A 16,092-nucleotide genomic window follows, 5' to 3' on the forward strand; every position below is an offset into this window, starting at 1 on the left:
GGGACATGCGTTTCATGCGTTTTGAGCAGGACGGACGAATCGGCCTGGCCGCAAACCACGGTGACGGATGGCGTGCGCGTTTTGTCGACGAAGCCGGCATGCCCGCGGATGTGAGCGCCATCGCCGCCAGCACAGCGGACGCGCGATCGGCATACACGCAACACCTGCTTGGCGGCTTCGCACTCGATGCGGATGCGGTGACGCGGCTGCCGCCCAGCGCGCATCCGGGCAAGATCATTTGCCTGGGACTCAACTACCGCGATCATGCGCGCGAATTCGATTCGCCGCCGCCGTCGTATCCCACGCTGTTCGCGCGCTTTGCCTCCAGCCTGATCGGCGATGGCCAGCCGCTGATGCGTCCGCGTGTGTCGACGCAGTTCGACTATGAAGGCGAACTGGTGGTGATCCTGGGCCGCGGCGGGCGGCATATCGCGCAGGAGCAGGCGCTGGACCACGTGTTCGGCTACAGCGTGTTCAACGACGGCTCGCTGCGCGATTTCCAGCTGCGCACACCGCAGTGGACGGTAGGCAAGAATTTCGACGGTACCGGTGCGTTCGGCCCCTGGGTGGTCACCGCCGATGAACTGCCACCTGGCGCGGGCGGCCTCATGCTGGAGACGCGCCTCAACGGCCAGGTGATGCAGCAGGCATCCACCACCGACATGATCTTCGGCGTGGCGCAGACCATCAGCATCATCAGCATCGCCATGACCCTGGATGCGGGCGACGTGATCGTGATGGGCACGCCCTCCGGCGTGGGTTACGGACGCAAGCCGCCGGTGTACATGAAAGCCGGCGACGTCTGCGAGGTTTCGATCGAACGCATCGGCACGTTGCGCAACGTCGTCGCCGACGAGGCGTGATCGACGGCTTTACTTGGCCGGCGCCTTCCCGCTGCCCGCCTTCAGCTTGACCAGGGCATCGAGCAAGGTCTGCCCCTTGGGCGTCCCCAGGCCCGTGCATGCATCCCACCCTTTGGCGGCCTTGAACTTGCCGTTGCTGCCCTGGGTGATGTCATGGAACGCGGTCAGTCCGATGCTGTAGAACGCCTCGTGCGGGTCGCCGATGTTCTGCCCCAGTTGCTGGTTGAATCGCGCGATGAGCGCTGCCCACAGCGGCGCGACCGCACTGGTGCCGCCGATCACTTCGTTTTGTCCGTCCACCCGCACTTGATAGCCCGTATTGGGATCGGCGTTGCCGGCGACGTCGGGGCTGCCGCGTCCGGCAAAGCCGTTGGCGCCCTTGGGAACCTTCATCGACTTCTGCCACGTCGGCAACGCAAAGCTGGCGCTGACGCCGCCGCCGGTGGCGCCTTCGTTGGTGGCCAGTTCGTTCCACACCGTTTCGCTGGTGATCGCCGTGGCGCTGGCCACCAGCTTGGTGCCACCGCAGGCGAGCGCATAAGGGCTGGATGCGGGAAAGTCGACATGCGGCTTGTCATCGCTCTCGCCATCGGTAAAGCCGCTGTCGCCACAGGCGACGGTGACCGTGACGCCCAGCGCAGCCGCATCCTGCAGTGCGCTTTCCATGGCATTGAGCGATGAGGCGGACCAGCTGTCTTCCGGGCCGCCCCAGCTGATCGAGATCACCGACGGCTGGTGGGTGGCGTCGTGAGCTGCCTGCGAAATCGCTTCGTAGAAACCCTGGTCGGTATTCGGTGCGAAGTACACGTCGATGTTCGCACCGGGGGCGAGCGCGCCGATCACTTCCACATCGAGCATGACCTCGCCGTCGGCATCGCCGCCGGGCTGGCTGGTGCCCCCCTGCACCGACACCACGTTGACGGTGGGCGGCTTGATGCCCAGCGACTGCATGTACTGGGTGAAGTCGCTGCGCGTGAAGCCGCCGCCAAGTTCGATCACCGCCACGTTCTGGCCCGTGCCGTCGAGCTTGGCGGGAAACTGGTAGAGCGTGCCCAATTGCACCGGCGTATAGGTTTTTGCCGGCGTCGCGGCGGGACGGCGAAAATGCGGACGCGCAACGGGCCGCTTGTCCAGGCCGAGCACGGCGATGACGCGGGAGGAAATATCGCTGGGCAGCGACGGCGGCAGCTTGCAGCCCATCAGCTCCGGGCCGCCATCGGGCATCTGGTAACGTCCCAGCTGCGCACCGAACGCCTGCTCCAGCGCCTGCGGCGTGCCGCGCAGATGCATCACGCGACGATGCAGTTCGCAACTGGTTTCGGTCAGTCCGTGCCCGCGTGCGAAATTACGAATCGTCTCCGCATCCGCCGGATCGGCACCCCATTGCGCGCCGAAATCCTCGCGTCGCACGGCGGCCTGATGTGGCCACGCGGCGGGCGCCGGATGGTCGCCGCGGCGTCGCATCACCACCGTGACGTCGATGGGATCCGCACCTTCATGCGGCCCCAGATAACGGGCTTCGCTGGCAAGCGGCCAGTGCGGGCGCGGGGCGGCGGGCGTGCTCATGGTCGGACTCCTGCGGGCGGCGGGCAGAGAGACTGCACTTTCAAATGTTGCAGCGGAGTGTTTGCGCGGCGGCGCGTTCATGCATGGTGCGGTTTGGTCGCCTTGTCGACCGCGTCAACCTGCCGTTGCCGGCGAACCCTCCAACAAGCGCTAAAATGGGCCGATGTCCTGCCCGAGAGTTCACTCATGAGCTATCCCGCTGTCCGCATGCGCCGCATGCGCCGCGATGCTTTCTCGCGCGCGCTGATGCGCGAGCACACCCTGCTTGCCTCCGACCTGATCATGGTCGCCTTCATCATCGAAGGTGAAGGGCAGCGCGAACCGGTGCCGTCCATGCCGGGCGTGGAGCGCCTGTCCATCGACGAACTGCTCAAGCTTGCCGGTGAATGCGTGCGATTGGGGATACCGGCGCTGGCGCTGTTCCCCTCGCCGGGTGCTGCGGTGAAAACCGAAGACGCGCGCGAAGCGTGGAACCGCGACAGCCTGATGCAGCGCGCCACGCGTGCGCTCAAGGCCAAGTATCCGGAACTGGGACTGATCGGCGACGTGGCGCTCGATCCGTACACCACGCATGGCCAGGACGGCCTGATCGATGAGCACGGCTACGTGATGAACGAGCCCACCATCGAAGCCCTGATCAAGATGTCGCTGGCGCAGGCCGAGGCCGGCATGGACTTCGTGGCGCCCTCGGACATGATGGATGGCCGCATCGGCGCGATCCGCGATGCGCTGGAAGAGGCCGGTCATATCCACACGCGCATCCTCGCCTATTCGGCCAAATACGCCTCGGCGTTCTACGGCCCGTTCCGCGACGCCGTGGGCTCGGCCGCCAATCTGGGCAAGGGCAACAAGCACACCTACCAGATGGACGTGGGCAACAGCGACGAAGCGCTGCGCGAAATCGAGCTCGATATCCACGAGGGCGCGGACGCGGTGATGGTGAAGCCGGGCATGCCGTACCTCGACGTGCTGCGCCGGGTGAAGGATGCCTTTGGCATGCCGACCTTCGTGTATCAGGTGAGCGGCGAGTACGCGATGCTGAAGGCAGCTGCGCAGAATGGCTGGCTGGATGAGAAGGCCGTGGTGCTGGAGTCGTTGACGGCGTTCAAGCGGGCGGGAGCGGATGCCATCCTGACTTATTTTGCGGTGGATGCGGCGAGGTGGTTGAGGGGGGAGTGAGTGTTTTCGCTCTTCGTCCTCGCGCGGGCCGCCCTAGCTCGTTATCTCGGCGCCGGCCGCTCTTTTGCTCGTCATTCCTGCGAAAGCAGGAATCCAGTGACTGTGCGCTTGGTTGTCGCGTTACCGCGATCTGGCCGCCTACGCGGCGGGCGTTTCGATCGGCTGCCGCCGCTCGAGTCACTTTTCTCTTGCTGGCCCAAGAGAAAAGTAACCCAAAGAGAATGGCCTGATAACGCCCGCAGCATTGTGCTGGGATAAGCCCGAACGCTCGAGGCACGCCGTCAGGGGACAACCTTCGAGGGTACACAGAGGTGCCACCAAGCGCTGCGCAACGCGCCCGAATCGCTGAGGACTTAAAGCCGGGCCTCGCTGCGCATCGGCTTGGGGCATCCCTTCTTTCCTTTGCCACGCCGGCTTGTCTGTGGGAGCGCACCCTGTGCGCGACCGTCCCGCCTGGGTGTACCGCTCCGTAGGTTTGTCGCGCACAGGGTGCGCTCCCACAAATAGCCGTCCGGCAACCTTGATCCGCCATCCACAGGCCCGCGCCCTCCCTTGTAGGAGCGCACCTTGTGCGCGACCGCAGCGCTGGGATGTACCGCTCCGTCAGGTGGTCGCGCACAGGGTGCGCTCCTACAGATGACCTATGGCCAAGGGAGCCCGCGTTACGCCCACCCATCACACATGCCGATACGTCCCCAGATCCGCCTGCACCCCCAGCTGTTGCATGAAGGCGGCGGGATCAAACCGTTCCTGCGCGTAACGCGCCTGCATCACGGCCTTGGCGGCGGCGAAATGGGATTCGTGGCTCCATTCCACCACGGTCATCACGTTGTATTCGCCGGCCAGGTCGGGCTGGGTGAGGACCAGGTTCTGGCGGCAGCCGGGGAGTTTGTCGAGCAGGCGTTGGGTGAGGTGCAGGCGTTCCATGAAGGCGGCGAGTGCCTTGGCGGGAACGTTGAAGCGGTCGATGCGGTAGATGGATCGACGGGTGGTCGGTTGGCTCATGGGGATGCCTCGCAGTGAAGTGCGTGGCACTCTAGGACCTCAAGCTAACTTGAGGTCAAGAGGTGTTGCATGACTCAGGGTGCCAAGCACGGCCTGCCCACTACGCTGGGCGTCGGCGAGGTGGCGCGGCGCAGCGGCGTGGCCGTATCCACGCTGCACTTCTACGAGACGAAGGGATTGATCCGCAGCGAACGCACGGTGGGCAACCAGCGGCGGTATGCGCGTGCCGTATTGCGGCGTGTGTCGTTCATTCGGGTGGCGCAACGCGTGGGTATCTCGCTGGCTGACATCGCCACCGCGCTCGCGGCGCTGCCGCCCGGCGAGGCGCCCAGCCGGCGCGACTGGACGCGTCTGTCTGCCCAGTGGCGCGCCGAACTCGACGAGCGCATGGCGCAGCTGAAGAAACTGCGCGACACGCTCGACGACTGCATCGGCTGCGGCTGCCTGTCGATCGACCGTTGCCGCCTGCGCAACCCCGGCGATCGATTGGCCAGCGAAGGCGCCGGGCCACGCCGGCTGCTGGTCAAGCAACGGCCTTAGGCATGCTTACGCGTACTGCGCCTCGCCGTTGCCGAAGGACCAGTTCTCCTTGGCGGTTTCCAGCAGGTTGATGAAGACGTCCTGCGGGCGCAGGCCTGGATCTTTGCTCAGCAATTCGGCGACCTGCTTGTAGAACGCCTGCTTCTGCTCGACGGTGCGGGTGTTGTTGCAGGCGATCTGGATGATCACCAAGTCGTCGCTGCGCGCAATGCCGAGATAGTTGGGGTCATAGTCGAACTCTTCCGCGTCGTGCTGGTGCACCACGATGAAGCGGTCGTTCTGCGGCGCGGCGAAGGATTCGGTCATCGCGCGATAGATGCCGTTGCGGATGGCGGCGATATGTTCCTTGGATTTGCCGCGGCGAAGCGAGACGCGTACGAGAGGCATGGGGGAATCTCCAGTGATGGATCAGGGTTGGGACACGTGGCCGACGTCGTAGCGTTGGCCCGTGGCGTGGGCAGGCAAGGTGCCGTCCCACAGGCGAAAGCTCACGCGCGTCCAGCTGGTGGGCTCGAACGCGCTGACGGCGGCGACGGCGCCACGCTCGATATCACGCTGCAGCAGCACGCGTTGTTCGTCGCGCAATGATTCAAGCGGGGAGTAAGGGGCGATCGGCTGGATGTCGCGCGTCGCGAAACGCGCGTGCCTGGCCTCCGGCGAGAGATACACGTCCCACACCGGCCACACGCGTATCGATGGCCAACCGAACGCCCTGGTGAGATTGGCGAAGCCCTCGCTGCCCAGAAAGCGCTGCATTGCCGCGCTGTCGCGCCACACATAGAACGGCGCGTAGAGGTTTTCATCCGACGAGGAGCCCCGCTGCGCGTGCAGGTAGGTCTTCAGCATCAGCCCATCGAAGTGGTCGAGCAGGTGTCCCTTGTCCGCGATGCGCTGCCGGACGATCGCCATGTCGTAGTCGGCGGGCAGGGTGAAGCTGTATTGCATCGCGATCACGAGGGGACCTCCTTGCGCTTGACGGGAGACAGACTAGAGCGGAGAGTATCGTCCTGAAAAGCGGAAAATAGTGAATCAATAGTCCATAAAAACGGGATGATTGCCATGCGGCGGATCACCTTTGATCTCGATGTGCTGCGCACCTTCGTGACCGGCGTGGAACTGGGCAGCTTTGCGCGTGCGGCGGACCGGCTTGGGCGCTCGACCTCGGCCGTCAGCGCACAGCTGAAGAAACTGGAGGAGCAGGCCGGTACGCCGGTGCTGCGCAAATCCGGGCGCGGCATGGCGCTTACCGAGTCCGGCGAAACCATGCTCGCCTATGCGCGGCGCCTGCTCGAGCTCAATGACGAAGCCGCCGCGGCACTGCATGGCGCGGAGCTGGAAGGGGCGGTGCGGCTGGGCCTGCAGGAAGATTTCGGCGAGAGCCTGCTCACCGACGTGCTGGGCCGCTTCGCCCGTGCGCATCCGCGCGTGAAAGTGGAAGTGCGCATCGCGCGCAACGCGGAGCTGCTCGAACGCGTGGCCTCGGGCCGTCTCGACCTGGCGCTGGCCTGGGAGGCCGGCGTGGCGACGCCTCATGTCGAGCGTGTCGGCACCCTGCCATTGCGCTGGATTGACGTGGCAGGCGCAGGTTCCGTGTGGCCGCGCGAGGACGGCGAACCCTTGCCGCTGGTGATGCTCGAAGCGCCCTGCATCATGCGTACCGCCGCCACCACGGCGCTGGACCGCGCGAATATTCCCTGGCGCATCGCCTTCACCAGCGCGAGCCTGGCCGGCATCTGGGCCGCAGTGGCGGCGGGGCTGGGCGTGTCATTGCGCACACCCTGCGGACTGCCGGCCAGCGTGCGCGCCCTGCTGCCGCACGAGACCACGCTGCCGGCCGTGGGCGAATTGGGCCTGTGTCTGCACCGCGCCGAGGCGGAGTCGTCACCCGCCGTGGAGCGCCTTGCCTCCATCATCACGCAGCAGTGGCAAGGGCTCGCACTTGCCGCCTGAGGTGTGCGCTGATCGATGACTTCCTCTTCAGGGGTCGGCTTACATAGCGCCAGCGTGGAATAATGCGAATCCCCCGATTGGAGCGCACGAGTGGATAGCCGCCATTTTCTGCAGACCGCGCTCGTGTTCCTGCTGGCCACCGTCATCGCGGTGCCGCTGACCAAGCGCTTCCGCTTGGGTTCCGTGCTCGGCTATCTGCTGGCGGGCATCGTCATCGGCCCGCAAGAGCTGCGCCTGATCTCCGATACCGCGGGCGTGGCCACCATCTCCGAGTTCGGCGTGGTGCTGATGCTGTTCGTCATCGGCCTGGAGTTGTCGCCGCAGCGTCTGTGGGTGATGCGCAAGCAGGTCTTCGGCACCGGTCTGCTGCAGGTGCTGGCGACCAGCCTGGTGATCGGCGCGGCGGCTTACTACCTGTTCGGACTCACGGTGAATGCGGCCACCATCGTGGGCGGCAGCCTGGCGTTGTCGTCCACGGCCTTCGGTTTGCAGATACTCGCCGAGCGCAAGGAAGCCGGTACGTCCTACGGGCGACAGGCATTCGCCGTGCTGCTGTTCCAGGATCTGGCGGCGATTCCGCTGATCGCGGCGGTGCCGCTGTTGGCCAGTGCGTCGACCAAGCACGGCTTCGATGCCTTCGCCGTGGGCCGCACGGTGGCCGCCATCGTCGCGGTAATGGTCGGTGGCCGCTATCTGTTGCGTCCGATCTTCCGCTTCGTGGCGAAGGTCGACAATGTGGAAGTGTCCACGGCCACCGCCCTGCTGGTGGTGATGGGCACGGCCTGGTTGATGGAGCTGGTGGGCGTGTCCGCCACGCTCGGCGCGTTCCTGGCTGGTGTGCTGCTGGCCGATTCGGAATACCGCCACGAACTGGAATCGCATCTGGAGCCGTTCAAGGGTTTGCTGCTGGGCTTGTTCTTCATCAGCGTGGGCATGTCGATGGACCTGACCCTGCTGATCCAGCAGCCGATGCGCGTGGCCCTGCTGGTGCTGTTCCTGTTGCTGATCAAGGGCGCCCTGCTGTGGCCGCTGGGCCGGATCGTGGGCGGACTGAGCGGCCGCGACGCCTTGCGTCTTGCAGTGTTGCTGGCCTGCGGCGGCGAATTTGCGTTCGTGCTGCTCAAGCTCGCCGGTGAACAAAACCTCATCACCACCGAGCAGCACGGCCTGCAGGTGCTGGCCATCACCTTGTCGATGGCGTTGACGCCGCTGATGGTGACCTTGCTGGGACGCCTGCTCTATCAGGCCAAGACCAAGAAAGAGCGCGAGTTCGACACCATCGTGGCGGACAAGCCCCGCGTGATCATCGCCGGCTACGGGCGCATGGGGCAGATCGTGGCGCGCATGTTGCGCGCGCAGGGCATCCCGTTCGTGGCGCTCGATCATTCGGTGGAACAGATCGACCTGGTGCAGCGCTTCGGCAACTGGACCGACATCTTCTACGGCGATCCGGCGCGCCCGGAATTGCTGCGCGCCGCACAGGCCGACCAGGCCGCGGTGTTCGTGCTCGCCGTGGATGATCCCGAGGCCAGCCTGCGCACGGCGCGCGTGGTGCGCCGCATGTATCCGAGCCTGAAGATCATCGCCCGTGCGCGCAATCGCCAGCATGCGTGGCGACTGATGGATCTGGGCGTGGAATTGCCGGTGCGCGAGACGCTGTATTCCAGTCTGAAGATGACGCGCCAGACGTTGGAAGCGCTCGGCATGTCGCCGGAAATGGCGGCTGACCACGTCGAGCGTTTCCGTCGACAGGATGCCGAACTGCTCAAGCGCCAATACCTCGTGTATGACGACGACGCGCGCATCGTGCAGACCACGCGCGAAGCGCTGGTCGATCTGGAACAGTTGTTCCAGGCCGATGCTTCGCCCGAAGCCGCGCGCGCTTTGGAGAAGCCCACCGACGCCACGGCAAATGACGAAGACGTGACACGCTGACGTTGGACTGACGGGATTTCCTGCGCGCCGTGATTGGGCATGACGGCATGCAAACTTGCGTCAAATCCGCAACTCATTTCGCTGCGCATCGGGAAAGATAGGCGCGCCTGAAGGTCGTGCCGTCGCGGGGCGGGCCGCCTGAGGGATCGGGCCTGCCCGACGTCTACTGAATCTGCATGGGCCAGCGTGCGCCACTTCATCCCGTCGTCATTCGATTCGGACGGCTGGGCGACACCATTCTTCTGCAGCCACTGCTGCACAAGCTGCATCGCCGCTATGGCGCTGCATGCCGGCTCGTTTCGTTGGGCGACTGTTCGCGCGTGCTGTACGAAGGCCATGAAGACGTGGCCGAAGTGCGCCAGGTCGACAGCCAGTACGGTTCGTTGTGGCTCAATCCGCAGCGCTTGCGCACGGCGTTCTCATTGCGCGAGCTGCGCACCGCGCCGTTCTACATCTGCGAGCCGGATGTGCGCACGCGCACCAAGGTACGACCCATGCTGGCGCTGGCGGGCATTCCTGCGGAGCATTGCGTCTTCATCGAAGACACGCCGTTGTACCAGGGCGAGCATTGGGTCGACTGGCTGATGCGTTTTGCCGATGAAACGCCGACGGCCTTTCGCGATGCCCTGTGTTCATCGCATGCCTTGCCTTGCGCGCCGCGATTGGAGCCGACGGCGGTAGAACTCGGTGAGGCGCAGTTGTGGCTGGCGCGGCGCAATCTGCACGGACGTCCGCTGGTACTGCTGCAACCGGCGAACAAGCGCACCATGCGCTGGAATGGCGTACGCAAGCGCGAGGATGACGACAAGTCGTGGCCGGTGGAACGCTGGGCGGCCTTGTGCCGCGCGATCGTCGAGGCGATGCCAGAGGCGTGCGTGTTGTTGTGTGGTTCGGCGGGCGAGGCGGTGTATCTGGCCACCATCGGCGAGGCGGCGGCGCATGCGCAGGTGATTGTTCCGCGCGAAGGGCTGCCGCTGGGACATCTGCGCGCGTTGTTGCATATCGCGCACAGCATGGTGTCGGTGGATACGGGGCCCGCACATCTGGCAGCGGCGGTGGGTTGCCCGCTGGTAGTGCTGTTCGGCAACCGCTGGCCTTCCATGTGGACGCCGCGCAGCGCCAGCGGCAGCGCGGTGCACGCCATCGGCGGACTGCCGCACATCGCCAGCGTGGATCGCATCGGACTGGATGAGGTGGTGAGCGCGTGGCGGCAGTTGCCGCCACGTCCCGAGACGATGGCTCGTCGCCTGGTCGAACAGGCGCTTCAGTCGGCCGGCTGGGCCGGCTGCCTCAACATCTGCCGCACGCTGGGAATGGCCGAGCCGCTGCGCGCGGCCAGTTCGTGAGCGATGTCGACATAGCCGATCGCACGCGCCACATCGGCCGGCGTGCGGCCGAACGCATCCGCTGCCTGGCGATCCGCACCACGCGCGAGCAGCACGCGTGCCGGCGCGAGCAGTGCATGCATCGCGCACGAGTGCAGCGCGGTGACGCCACGCTGGTCGGCATGTTCGAGCGTGGCGCCGGCATCGAGCAGCACCGGCACCAGCGCACCGATATGGGTGGGATCGCAATCGCTGCCCGGACGCAGATGCGCACCCAGCAACAGCAGCAGCGGCGTCTTGCCTTCCTTGTCGGCCATGCCCACGTCGGCGCCGCGCTTGAGCAGCGCATCGAACAGGCGGCGCGCACGCAGGCTGTCGTTGTGGTCGAAGCCGTACTGTGCCGCGGCATGCAGCGGCGAGTGACCGCGCTCATCCACCGCATTCACCTCGGCGCCGCCATCCAGCAACTGCTCGGCAAGATCGGGATAACCCATCGCAGCGGCAATCATCAAAGCCGTTGCTTCACCCGGCAGGCGCTGGTCGACCGCCACGCCGTTCTGCAGCAGCAGGGCCACCAGTGCCTCGCGCCGCGCGCTGACGGCAGCGGCGAGCGGCGTCATGCCATTGGTGGCGGCAAGCGTGGTGTCGGCACCCTTGTCGAGCAGCAGGGCGGCGACCTCGCGCTGACCGGCGCCACAGGCATGCAGCAAGGCCGTGGCGCCCTGGTGATCGCGGGTATCGACGGCAAAGCCCAGTTCCAGCAGACGCTCGACGGCGGTGACGGCGCCAGCCTTGGCGGCCGCAGGCAGATCGTCCGCTCGCAGCGGACGCAGCGGACGCGTCCAGTCGCCCCAGTTCATCCAGCGCTCGATCGCGTCGTGCTCCAGCGCCAGGCCCAGCGGCGTTTCGCCGTTGGCGTCGATGGCTTCCGGATCGGCGCCATGCGCCACCAGCGAACGCACCAGCGGCAGCGCGCGCTCGCCGTGTTCCAGCGCGGCGAACAGCGGCGTGCGGCCGCTGAGGTCGCGCGTGTTCGGATCGCAGCCGCGTGCCAGCAAGGCTTGCAGCAAGGCTGCGTGGCCATAGGTGGCGGCCAGATGCACCGGCGTGCGTTCGCGTGCATCGGCGCCGAAGGGATCGGCACCGCGCTCGAGCATGGCCAGCGGCAACGCGGCGCCTTGCGCGCCGTCTTCCAGGCGCAGCAGAGCCTGCGCCAGCAGACCGGCACCGGCGGGCGTGGCGCCTGCGTTCAACAGATCGTCGATCGCCTCCGTGGCGGCGGGCAGTTGCGGCAGCAAGGCGTCGAACAGGCGGCGTCCGAGCGGCGGCAGCGATGCCTCGATGTGTTCCGCGGTTTCGGCGTCGTCGACCAGCTGCGGCTGCAGGCGTGCTTCGGGATCGAGCGCGTGATCGAGCAGCCAGCGGCGCGCGGCGCTCTGGCCGGCACCGGCCAGGTCCAGATAAAGCTGGGCGAGCTGCGACTGCGGCCACTCGCGCACGCGCTGAGTGAAGGTGGACACCACCGCCCAGTGGCCGAAACGCAGCGCGTCCAGCAGATGCGCCGGCGTGTCCGCGCCTTCGGGCAGTGCATCGATGCTCAGGCTGGCGGGCAGCGGCGTCTCCGGATCGAGCAGGGCGACCAGATCCCAGCGGCCCGCAGCGGCGGCGTAATCGAGCGCGCTGCGGCCATTGCTGCCGGCGGTCTTGGCTTCGGCGCCCAGGGCGAGCAGGGCACGCACCACATCCGCATGGGCCTGCGGCGACTGGCAGGCGAGGGTGAGCGCATCGCGACCATGGCTGTCGCGCAGGCGGGCATCGGGCTGCGCTTCGGCCAGCAGCTTGACGATGCCCACGGCGCCGGCGCGCGCGGCTTCCATCAGTGCGGTGCTGCCGTGTCGATCGGTGAGGTTCACGTCGGCGCCGGCGGCGCGCAGCGTGCGGGCAATCTGTTCGTGGCCTTCGGCCGCGGCGGCCATCAGTGCGCTGCGGTGGCGCGCATCCACGGCATTGATGGCGGCGCGATGCTTGAGCAGCAGCTTCACGCCTTCGACGTCGTCATCGGGCACGCCAGCGGCCGTGACCAGGGCGGGCTCGCCATCGGCGGGCGTGGGCTTGGCGCCGTGCTCGAGCAGGAACTTCGCCACCGGCCAGTTGGCCGCGCGGCAGGCCACGGCCAGCGGGCTGAGTCCGGCCTTGTTGAGCGCATTGATGGCGGCGCCGGCGTCGAGCAGCATCGCAGCGACGATGGGTTCGCCGCTGAGTACCGCGCCATGCAGCGGCGTGTTGCCTTCCGCATCGGTGGCTAGCGCGTTGCCGCCATTGGCCAGCAGGGTCATCACCGCTTCGGCGCGGCCATGCCAGCTGTCGCGGGTGGTGGCGAGCAGCGGCGTGAGGCCGCCGCTGGCGCGATTGACGTCGGCGCCCTTGGCGATCAGCGCGCGCAGCAGGCGCGTATCAGGCAGCAGGGCGGCAAGCATCAGCACCGGGCGCTGGTCGCGATCGCCTTGCGCAGGCGCCGTATTCGGATCGGCGCCGGCTTCCACCAGGGCCAGGGCGCGTTCGATATCGCCGTCGCGCGTGGCCATCAGCAAGGCGTGCGCCTGCTCAGGTGTACCGGCGGTGCGTTCCTGTTCGGTGAGCTTGGGCGCGGGCTTGGGCGGTGGCGGCGCGGCGGGGGCGTCGATCACCCCCGCAGCGGGCTGACGCGGGCGACGGCGCTCGCACAGCAGCGCGCGCAGCGTGCGGTTGGCCACGACCAGGCAGCCCAGCGGCATCAGCACCACGCCATAGAGCACCAGCGCCGCGGTGCGCAGCTCGGACGGCAGCACGCCATACAGGCCGGTCAGCGCGATCGCGATGAAGGCCAACGCCAGCAGCGAAATCGCCGAAGGCAGGAAATGGGTGAAGAAGCGTTCCTCGCGCGACAGGTGGCGACCAAACGCCAGGCTGCGCGCCGTGGCGGTGAAGATCCACGAGCCATCACTCTGCGCGGGATAAGCGTCGTCCCATACGTAGACCAGGCCAAACGCCGGCCACAGGCGCCACAGCGCCGCCAGCGCCACCACCAGCGCGCCGGCCAGCAGCAGGGCCGCGCCGAGGCTGGGCGCCTGGTTGAGCTTGAGCATCGGCCACGCCACTAGCAGGAACACCAGCACCACATAGCCGGTGAACATCACCAGATAGGCGGCGCCTCGGCGCAGCACGGTGCGGCCAAAACGCGGCTCCGGATCGAAACCGATCGCATGGCATACCGCCGCCATGGTCAGCGCATTGGCGACCAGCAGCGGGATCAGCGCGAGTGGATGGGCACCGAAGGCGGCTATCGCAGCGGCGACCAAACCAGGAATGAACCAGGCGAGGGCTTGCAGAAACGGAGGTGGGCGACGCGTTTTTGAGTAGGCCATATGCGCGGAGTATAGGAATCGTGACGAGGCCAGAAGGTAATCCGGTGTTAACGGATACGACGGCGTGCGCTTCAGTGATCGCGATCGTCTTGAGGATCGAGCGGCGCGCTGTTGTAGACAAGGTGGTTGGCGGTCGCCAGCGTCTCGTTCGGCGGCAGCTGCAGATGCCAGCCCTGCGTCTGCACATGCTTGATCACCTGGGCGGCGTCTTCATGCGGCAGCTTGCGCTCGCCGGACAGTTCCACCTCGAGCACGAAGCGCAGATCGCCCAGCATCAGGACCAGCGACTCGGGCAGACTTTCGAAATCGTCGCGGCGGCCCAGCCACAGATAGGTATCGGGCTTGCGCTGGCTGGCGTAGACAAAACAGTGCATGGCGGCACCCGTCGGCAATCATTGGGAAGGGCGCACCCGCGGGCGCGGTCTGAGAGATTAGCACCGCTTGCAAGCTCACCGCGATTTTACGCGTAGTCCCCTGTGCCAGACGCGTTACACCCCCTATCTTCGCCCATCGACGACGAACAGAGCGGATGAGCGGGTAATTCACGGGGAATTTTGCTGCAAGCGCACTTGTAAAGCTTGCGTTGTGCCGGCACAGTGCCGGCCAGGGGTGTCAAACGCGCGTATGAAAATCAAGCGTGGACGTCAAGCCCCTGCTACCACCCCGATGCCAGATCAACGATAAGCAGGAGCATTGCTGATGCAGATGTCATTCCGTCAATTTTCACGTGCGGGTCGTCCGCTCACGCTCGCTGCGCTGAGCCTGGCGATCCTTGGAACGCTTGCTGCACCGCAGCGCGCCCATGCCAGTGCGTTCCAGCTGCATGAAGACAGCGCCGCCGCGATGGGTCGCGCCTATGCCGGTTCCGCCACTGCCGGTGGCGACGTCTCGGTTGTGGCCAACAACCCGGCCGCCATGAGCGACCTGAAGGGCACGTATTTCCAGGCGGACGTGACCGCCATCAATTTCGGCACCACCTTCAGTGGTTCCGCGCACGACTTTGCCGGTCGTCCGATCAGCGGCGGCAACGGCGGCGACGCCGGCACCACCATGCCGATCCCGGCTTTCTTCTTTGCCACCCAGCTGGGTGACAAGTGGCACGTGGGCGCCGCCTTCACCGTGCCGTTCGGCTTCCAGACCGAGTACGACCACAACTGGATGGGCCGCTACAACGCGCTCAAGTCCAAGTTCGAATCGCTCGACGGCACGCTGTCGCTGTCCTACGACGTGAGCGACGACTTCGCCATCGGCGTGAGCGGCATCGCGCAGAAGACCTCGGCCGAGCTGACCTCCGCCATCAACTACAACGCCGTGGGCCAGGGCCTGGTGGGTCAGGCCGTCGCCGCCGGCGCCATCCCGCCGGCTGCTGGCCAGGCGCTGTCCCAGCAGATCGGCGCCATCATCCCGCCGGGTTCGGACGGCGTCGCCCGCATCAAGGGTGACGACTGGGCCTATGGCTGGCAGGTCGGCATGCTGTGGCGGATCACGTCCAACGACAAGCTGGCGTTCGATTACCGCTCCAAGATCTCGCACACGCTCGAAGGCACGGCCAACTTCACCGTCCCGGCGAACGTGCAGGCCACGCTGAGCAACCCGACCGTGGCCGCGCTGCTGGCCGGTGCGGGCGGCGTGCCGTTCACGCACACCGAAGGCACCGCCCCGTTCACCACGCCTGCCGTGGCGACCGCCAGCTACTGGCACCAGGAAGAGAAGTTCGGCCTGGGCGCCGACGTGGCCTGGACCAAGTGGGACGTGTTCAAGAACTTGAACGTCTACTACGCCAACCCGGCGCAGCCGACCACCTCCGAGCCGTTCAACTGGCGCAACAGCTGGTACATCGCCCTGGGTGGCGAGTACTACGTGAATGACAAGTTCACCGTGCGCGGCGGCCTGGCGCTCGACACCACGCCGACCGTCACCGCGACCCGCGATCCGCGCGTGCCCGATGGCACCCGCCAGCTGGTCTCGTTCGGCGTCGGCTACAAGGTCAATGAGCGCTTCGTGCTGAATGCTTCGTACGCGCACATCTTCGTCAACAGCGCGCGCATCAATGCGAGCAGCGCCACCGGCGACGTGATCACCGGCGAGTCGGACGACTACGGCAACCTGCTGAGCCTGTCGGCGCAGTACAAGTTCTAATCGCGGTTCATCGCGAAGTAACGGTTACAAAAAAACTCCCCGCGAAAGCGGGGAGTTTTTTTATGGCGTCATGGTGAGGACACAACGCGACCCTGTGGGAGCGCACCCTGTGCGCGACAGGTCACCTCGCAGCGTCAACGCACGGTGTGGCCGTCGCGCACAGGGTGCGCTCCCACAGGTGATGCG

At 66.4% G+C, this 16,092-nt stretch carries 13 protein-coding genes; 7 read left to right on the plus strand and 6 right to left on the minus strand.

The window, feature by feature from the left end; translation table 11 throughout:
- The first annotated feature begins 5 nt into the window (after positions 1-5).
- A complete protein-coding gene (locus Y882_RS08950) occupies positions 6-863 on the plus strand; it encodes a fumarylacetoacetate hydrolase family protein (RefSeq protein ID WP_046971554.1) in 858 nt (285 codons plus the stop codon).
- Between the two features lie 9 nt (positions 864-872).
- Here the strand turns inward: Y882_RS08950 and Y882_RS08955 are convergent, their stop codons facing one another.
- Positions 873-2,429: a S53 family peptidase gene (locus Y882_RS08955; protein ID WP_046971555.1), complete on the minus strand. Its 1,557-nt coding sequence runs from the start codon at positions 2,427-2,429 to the stop codon at positions 873-875.
- Positions 2,430-2,615: 186 nt separating this feature from the next.
- Between Y882_RS08955 and hemB the strand changes: the two genes are divergently transcribed.
- On the plus strand, positions 2,616-3,608 hold the full coding sequence (gene hemB, locus Y882_RS08960; RefSeq protein WP_046971556.1) for a porphobilinogen synthase: 993 nt from the start codon (positions 2,616-2,618) through the stop codon (positions 3,606-3,608).
- Between the two features lie 675 nt (positions 3,609-4,283).
- On the opposite strand, the gene Y882_RS08965 is transcribed toward hemB, so the two are convergent.
- Positions 4,284-4,613, minus strand: a complete 330-nt coding sequence (locus Y882_RS08965) for a hypothetical protein (protein WP_046971557.1) — start codon at positions 4,611-4,613, stop codon at positions 4,284-4,286.
- Between the two features lie 69 nt (positions 4,614-4,682).
- Here Y882_RS08965 and soxR point away from each other — a divergent pair, with 69 nt between their 5' ends.
- Positions 4,683-5,153: a redox-sensitive transcriptional activator SoxR gene (gene soxR / locus Y882_RS08970; protein ID WP_046971558.1), complete on the plus strand. Its 471-nt coding sequence runs from the start codon at positions 4,683-4,685 to the stop codon at positions 5,151-5,153.
- A gap of 6 nt (positions 5,154-5,159) precedes the next feature.
- Here the strand turns inward: soxR and Y882_RS08975 are convergent, their stop codons facing one another.
- Positions 5,160-5,540, minus strand: a complete 381-nt coding sequence (locus Y882_RS08975; protein ID WP_046971559.1) for a tautomerase family protein — start codon at positions 5,538-5,540, stop codon at positions 5,160-5,162.
- Between the two features lie 21 nt (positions 5,541-5,561).
- A complete protein-coding gene (locus Y882_RS08980; protein WP_244466308.1) occupies positions 5,562-6,098 on the minus strand; it encodes a DUF4865 family protein in 537 nt (178 codons plus the stop codon).
- Positions 6,099-6,212: 114 nt separating this feature from the next.
- Between Y882_RS08980 and Y882_RS08985 the strand changes: the two genes are divergently transcribed.
- The 3 genes from Y882_RS08985 to Y882_RS08995 all read left to right on the plus strand — a co-directional run bounded on the left by Y882_RS08985 (position 6,213) and on the right by Y882_RS08995 (position 10,384).
- Positions 6,213-7,103, plus strand: a complete 891-nt coding sequence (locus Y882_RS08985) for a LysR substrate-binding domain-containing protein (RefSeq protein WP_046971606.1) — start codon at positions 6,213-6,215, stop codon at positions 7,101-7,103.
- A 90-nt stretch (positions 7,104-7,193) separates the two neighbouring features.
- Positions 7,194-9,038, plus strand: a complete 1,845-nt coding sequence (locus tag Y882_RS08990) for a monovalent cation:proton antiporter-2 (CPA2) family protein (protein WP_046971561.1) — start codon at positions 7,194-7,196, stop codon at positions 9,036-9,038.
- A gap of 176 nt (positions 9,039-9,214) precedes the next feature.
- Entirely contained in the window at positions 9,215-10,384 is a 1,170-nt protein-coding gene (locus Y882_RS08995) for a glycosyltransferase family 9 protein (RefSeq protein WP_082121030.1), read from the plus strand.
- Here the strand turns inward: Y882_RS08995 and Y882_RS09000 are convergent.
- Positions 10,303-13,767, minus strand: coding sequence for an ankyrin repeat domain-containing protein (locus Y882_RS09000; protein WP_046971562.1), 3,465 nt, complete (start codon positions 13,765-13,767; stop codon positions 10,303-10,305). The genes Y882_RS08995 and Y882_RS09000 overlap by 82 nt on opposite strands.
- A gap of 71 nt (positions 13,768-13,838) precedes the next feature.
- Positions 13,839-14,141 carry a YcgL domain-containing protein gene (locus Y882_RS09005; protein WP_046971563.1) on the minus strand — a complete coding sequence of 101 codons (303 nt, stop codon included), beginning with the start codon at positions 14,139-14,141 and terminating at the stop codon, positions 13,839-13,841.
- A 325-nt stretch (positions 14,142-14,466) separates the two neighbouring features.
- Here Y882_RS09005 and Y882_RS09010 point away from each other — a divergent pair, with 325 nt between their 5' ends.
- Positions 14,467-15,906, plus strand: coding sequence for an OmpP1/FadL family transporter (locus Y882_RS09010; RefSeq protein ID WP_046971564.1), 1,440 nt, complete (start codon positions 14,467-14,469; stop codon positions 15,904-15,906).
- Positions 15,907-16,092: the final 186 nt, after the last annotated feature.

Source organism: Dyella japonica DSM 16301 (assembly GCF_001010355.1).
Taxonomy (GTDB): domain Bacteria; phylum Pseudomonadota; class Gammaproteobacteria; order Xanthomonadales; family Rhodanobacteraceae; genus Dyella; species Dyella japonica.

What these genes read in the sequence shown, in the direction of transcription:
- Y882_RS08985 (WP_046971606.1), top strand. Translation starts at nt 6,213, where the DNA reads ATGCGGCGGATCACCTTTGATCTCGATGTGCTGCGCACCTTCGTGACC.
- hemB (WP_046971556.1), top strand. Translation starts at nt 2,616, where the DNA reads ATGAGCTATCCCGCTGTCCGCATGCGCCGCATGCGCCGCGATGCTTTC.
- soxR (WP_046971558.1), top strand. Translation starts at nt 4,683, where the DNA reads ATGACTCAGGGTGCCAAGCACGGCCTGCCCACTACGCTGGGCGTCGGC.
- Y882_RS08950 (WP_046971554.1), top strand. Translation starts at nt 6, where the DNA reads ATGCGTTTCATGCGTTTTGAGCAGGACGGACGAATCGGCCTGGCCGCA.
- Y882_RS08980 (WP_244466308.1), bottom strand. Translation starts at nt 6,098, where the DNA reads ATGCAATACAGCTTCACCCTGCCCGCCGACTACGACATGGCGATCGTC.
- Y882_RS09005 (WP_046971563.1), bottom strand. Translation starts at nt 14,141, where the DNA reads ATGCACTGTTTTGTCTACGCCAGCCAGCGCAAGCCCGATACCTATCTG.
- Y882_RS08995 (WP_082121030.1), top strand. Translation starts at nt 9,215, where the DNA reads ATGGGCCAGCGTGCGCCACTTCATCCCGTCGTCATTCGATTCGGACGG.
- Y882_RS08955 (WP_046971555.1), bottom strand. Translation starts at nt 2,429, where the DNA reads ATGAGCACGCCCGCCGCCCCGCGCCCGCACTGGCCGCTTGCCAGCGAA.
- Y882_RS08975 (WP_046971559.1), bottom strand. Translation starts at nt 5,540, where the DNA reads ATGCCTCTCGTACGCGTCTCGCTTCGCCGCGGCAAATCCAAGGAACAT.
- Y882_RS08965 (WP_046971557.1), bottom strand. Translation starts at nt 4,613, where the DNA reads ATGAGCCAACCGACCACCCGTCGATCCATCTACCGCATCGACCGCTTC.
- Y882_RS09010 (WP_046971564.1), top strand. Translation starts at nt 14,467, where the DNA reads ATGCAGATGTCATTCCGTCAATTTTCACGTGCGGGTCGTCCGCTCACG.
- Y882_RS09000 (WP_046971562.1), bottom strand. Translation starts at nt 13,767, where the DNA reads ATGGCCTACTCAAAAACGCGTCGCCCACCTCCGTTTCTGCAAGCCCTC.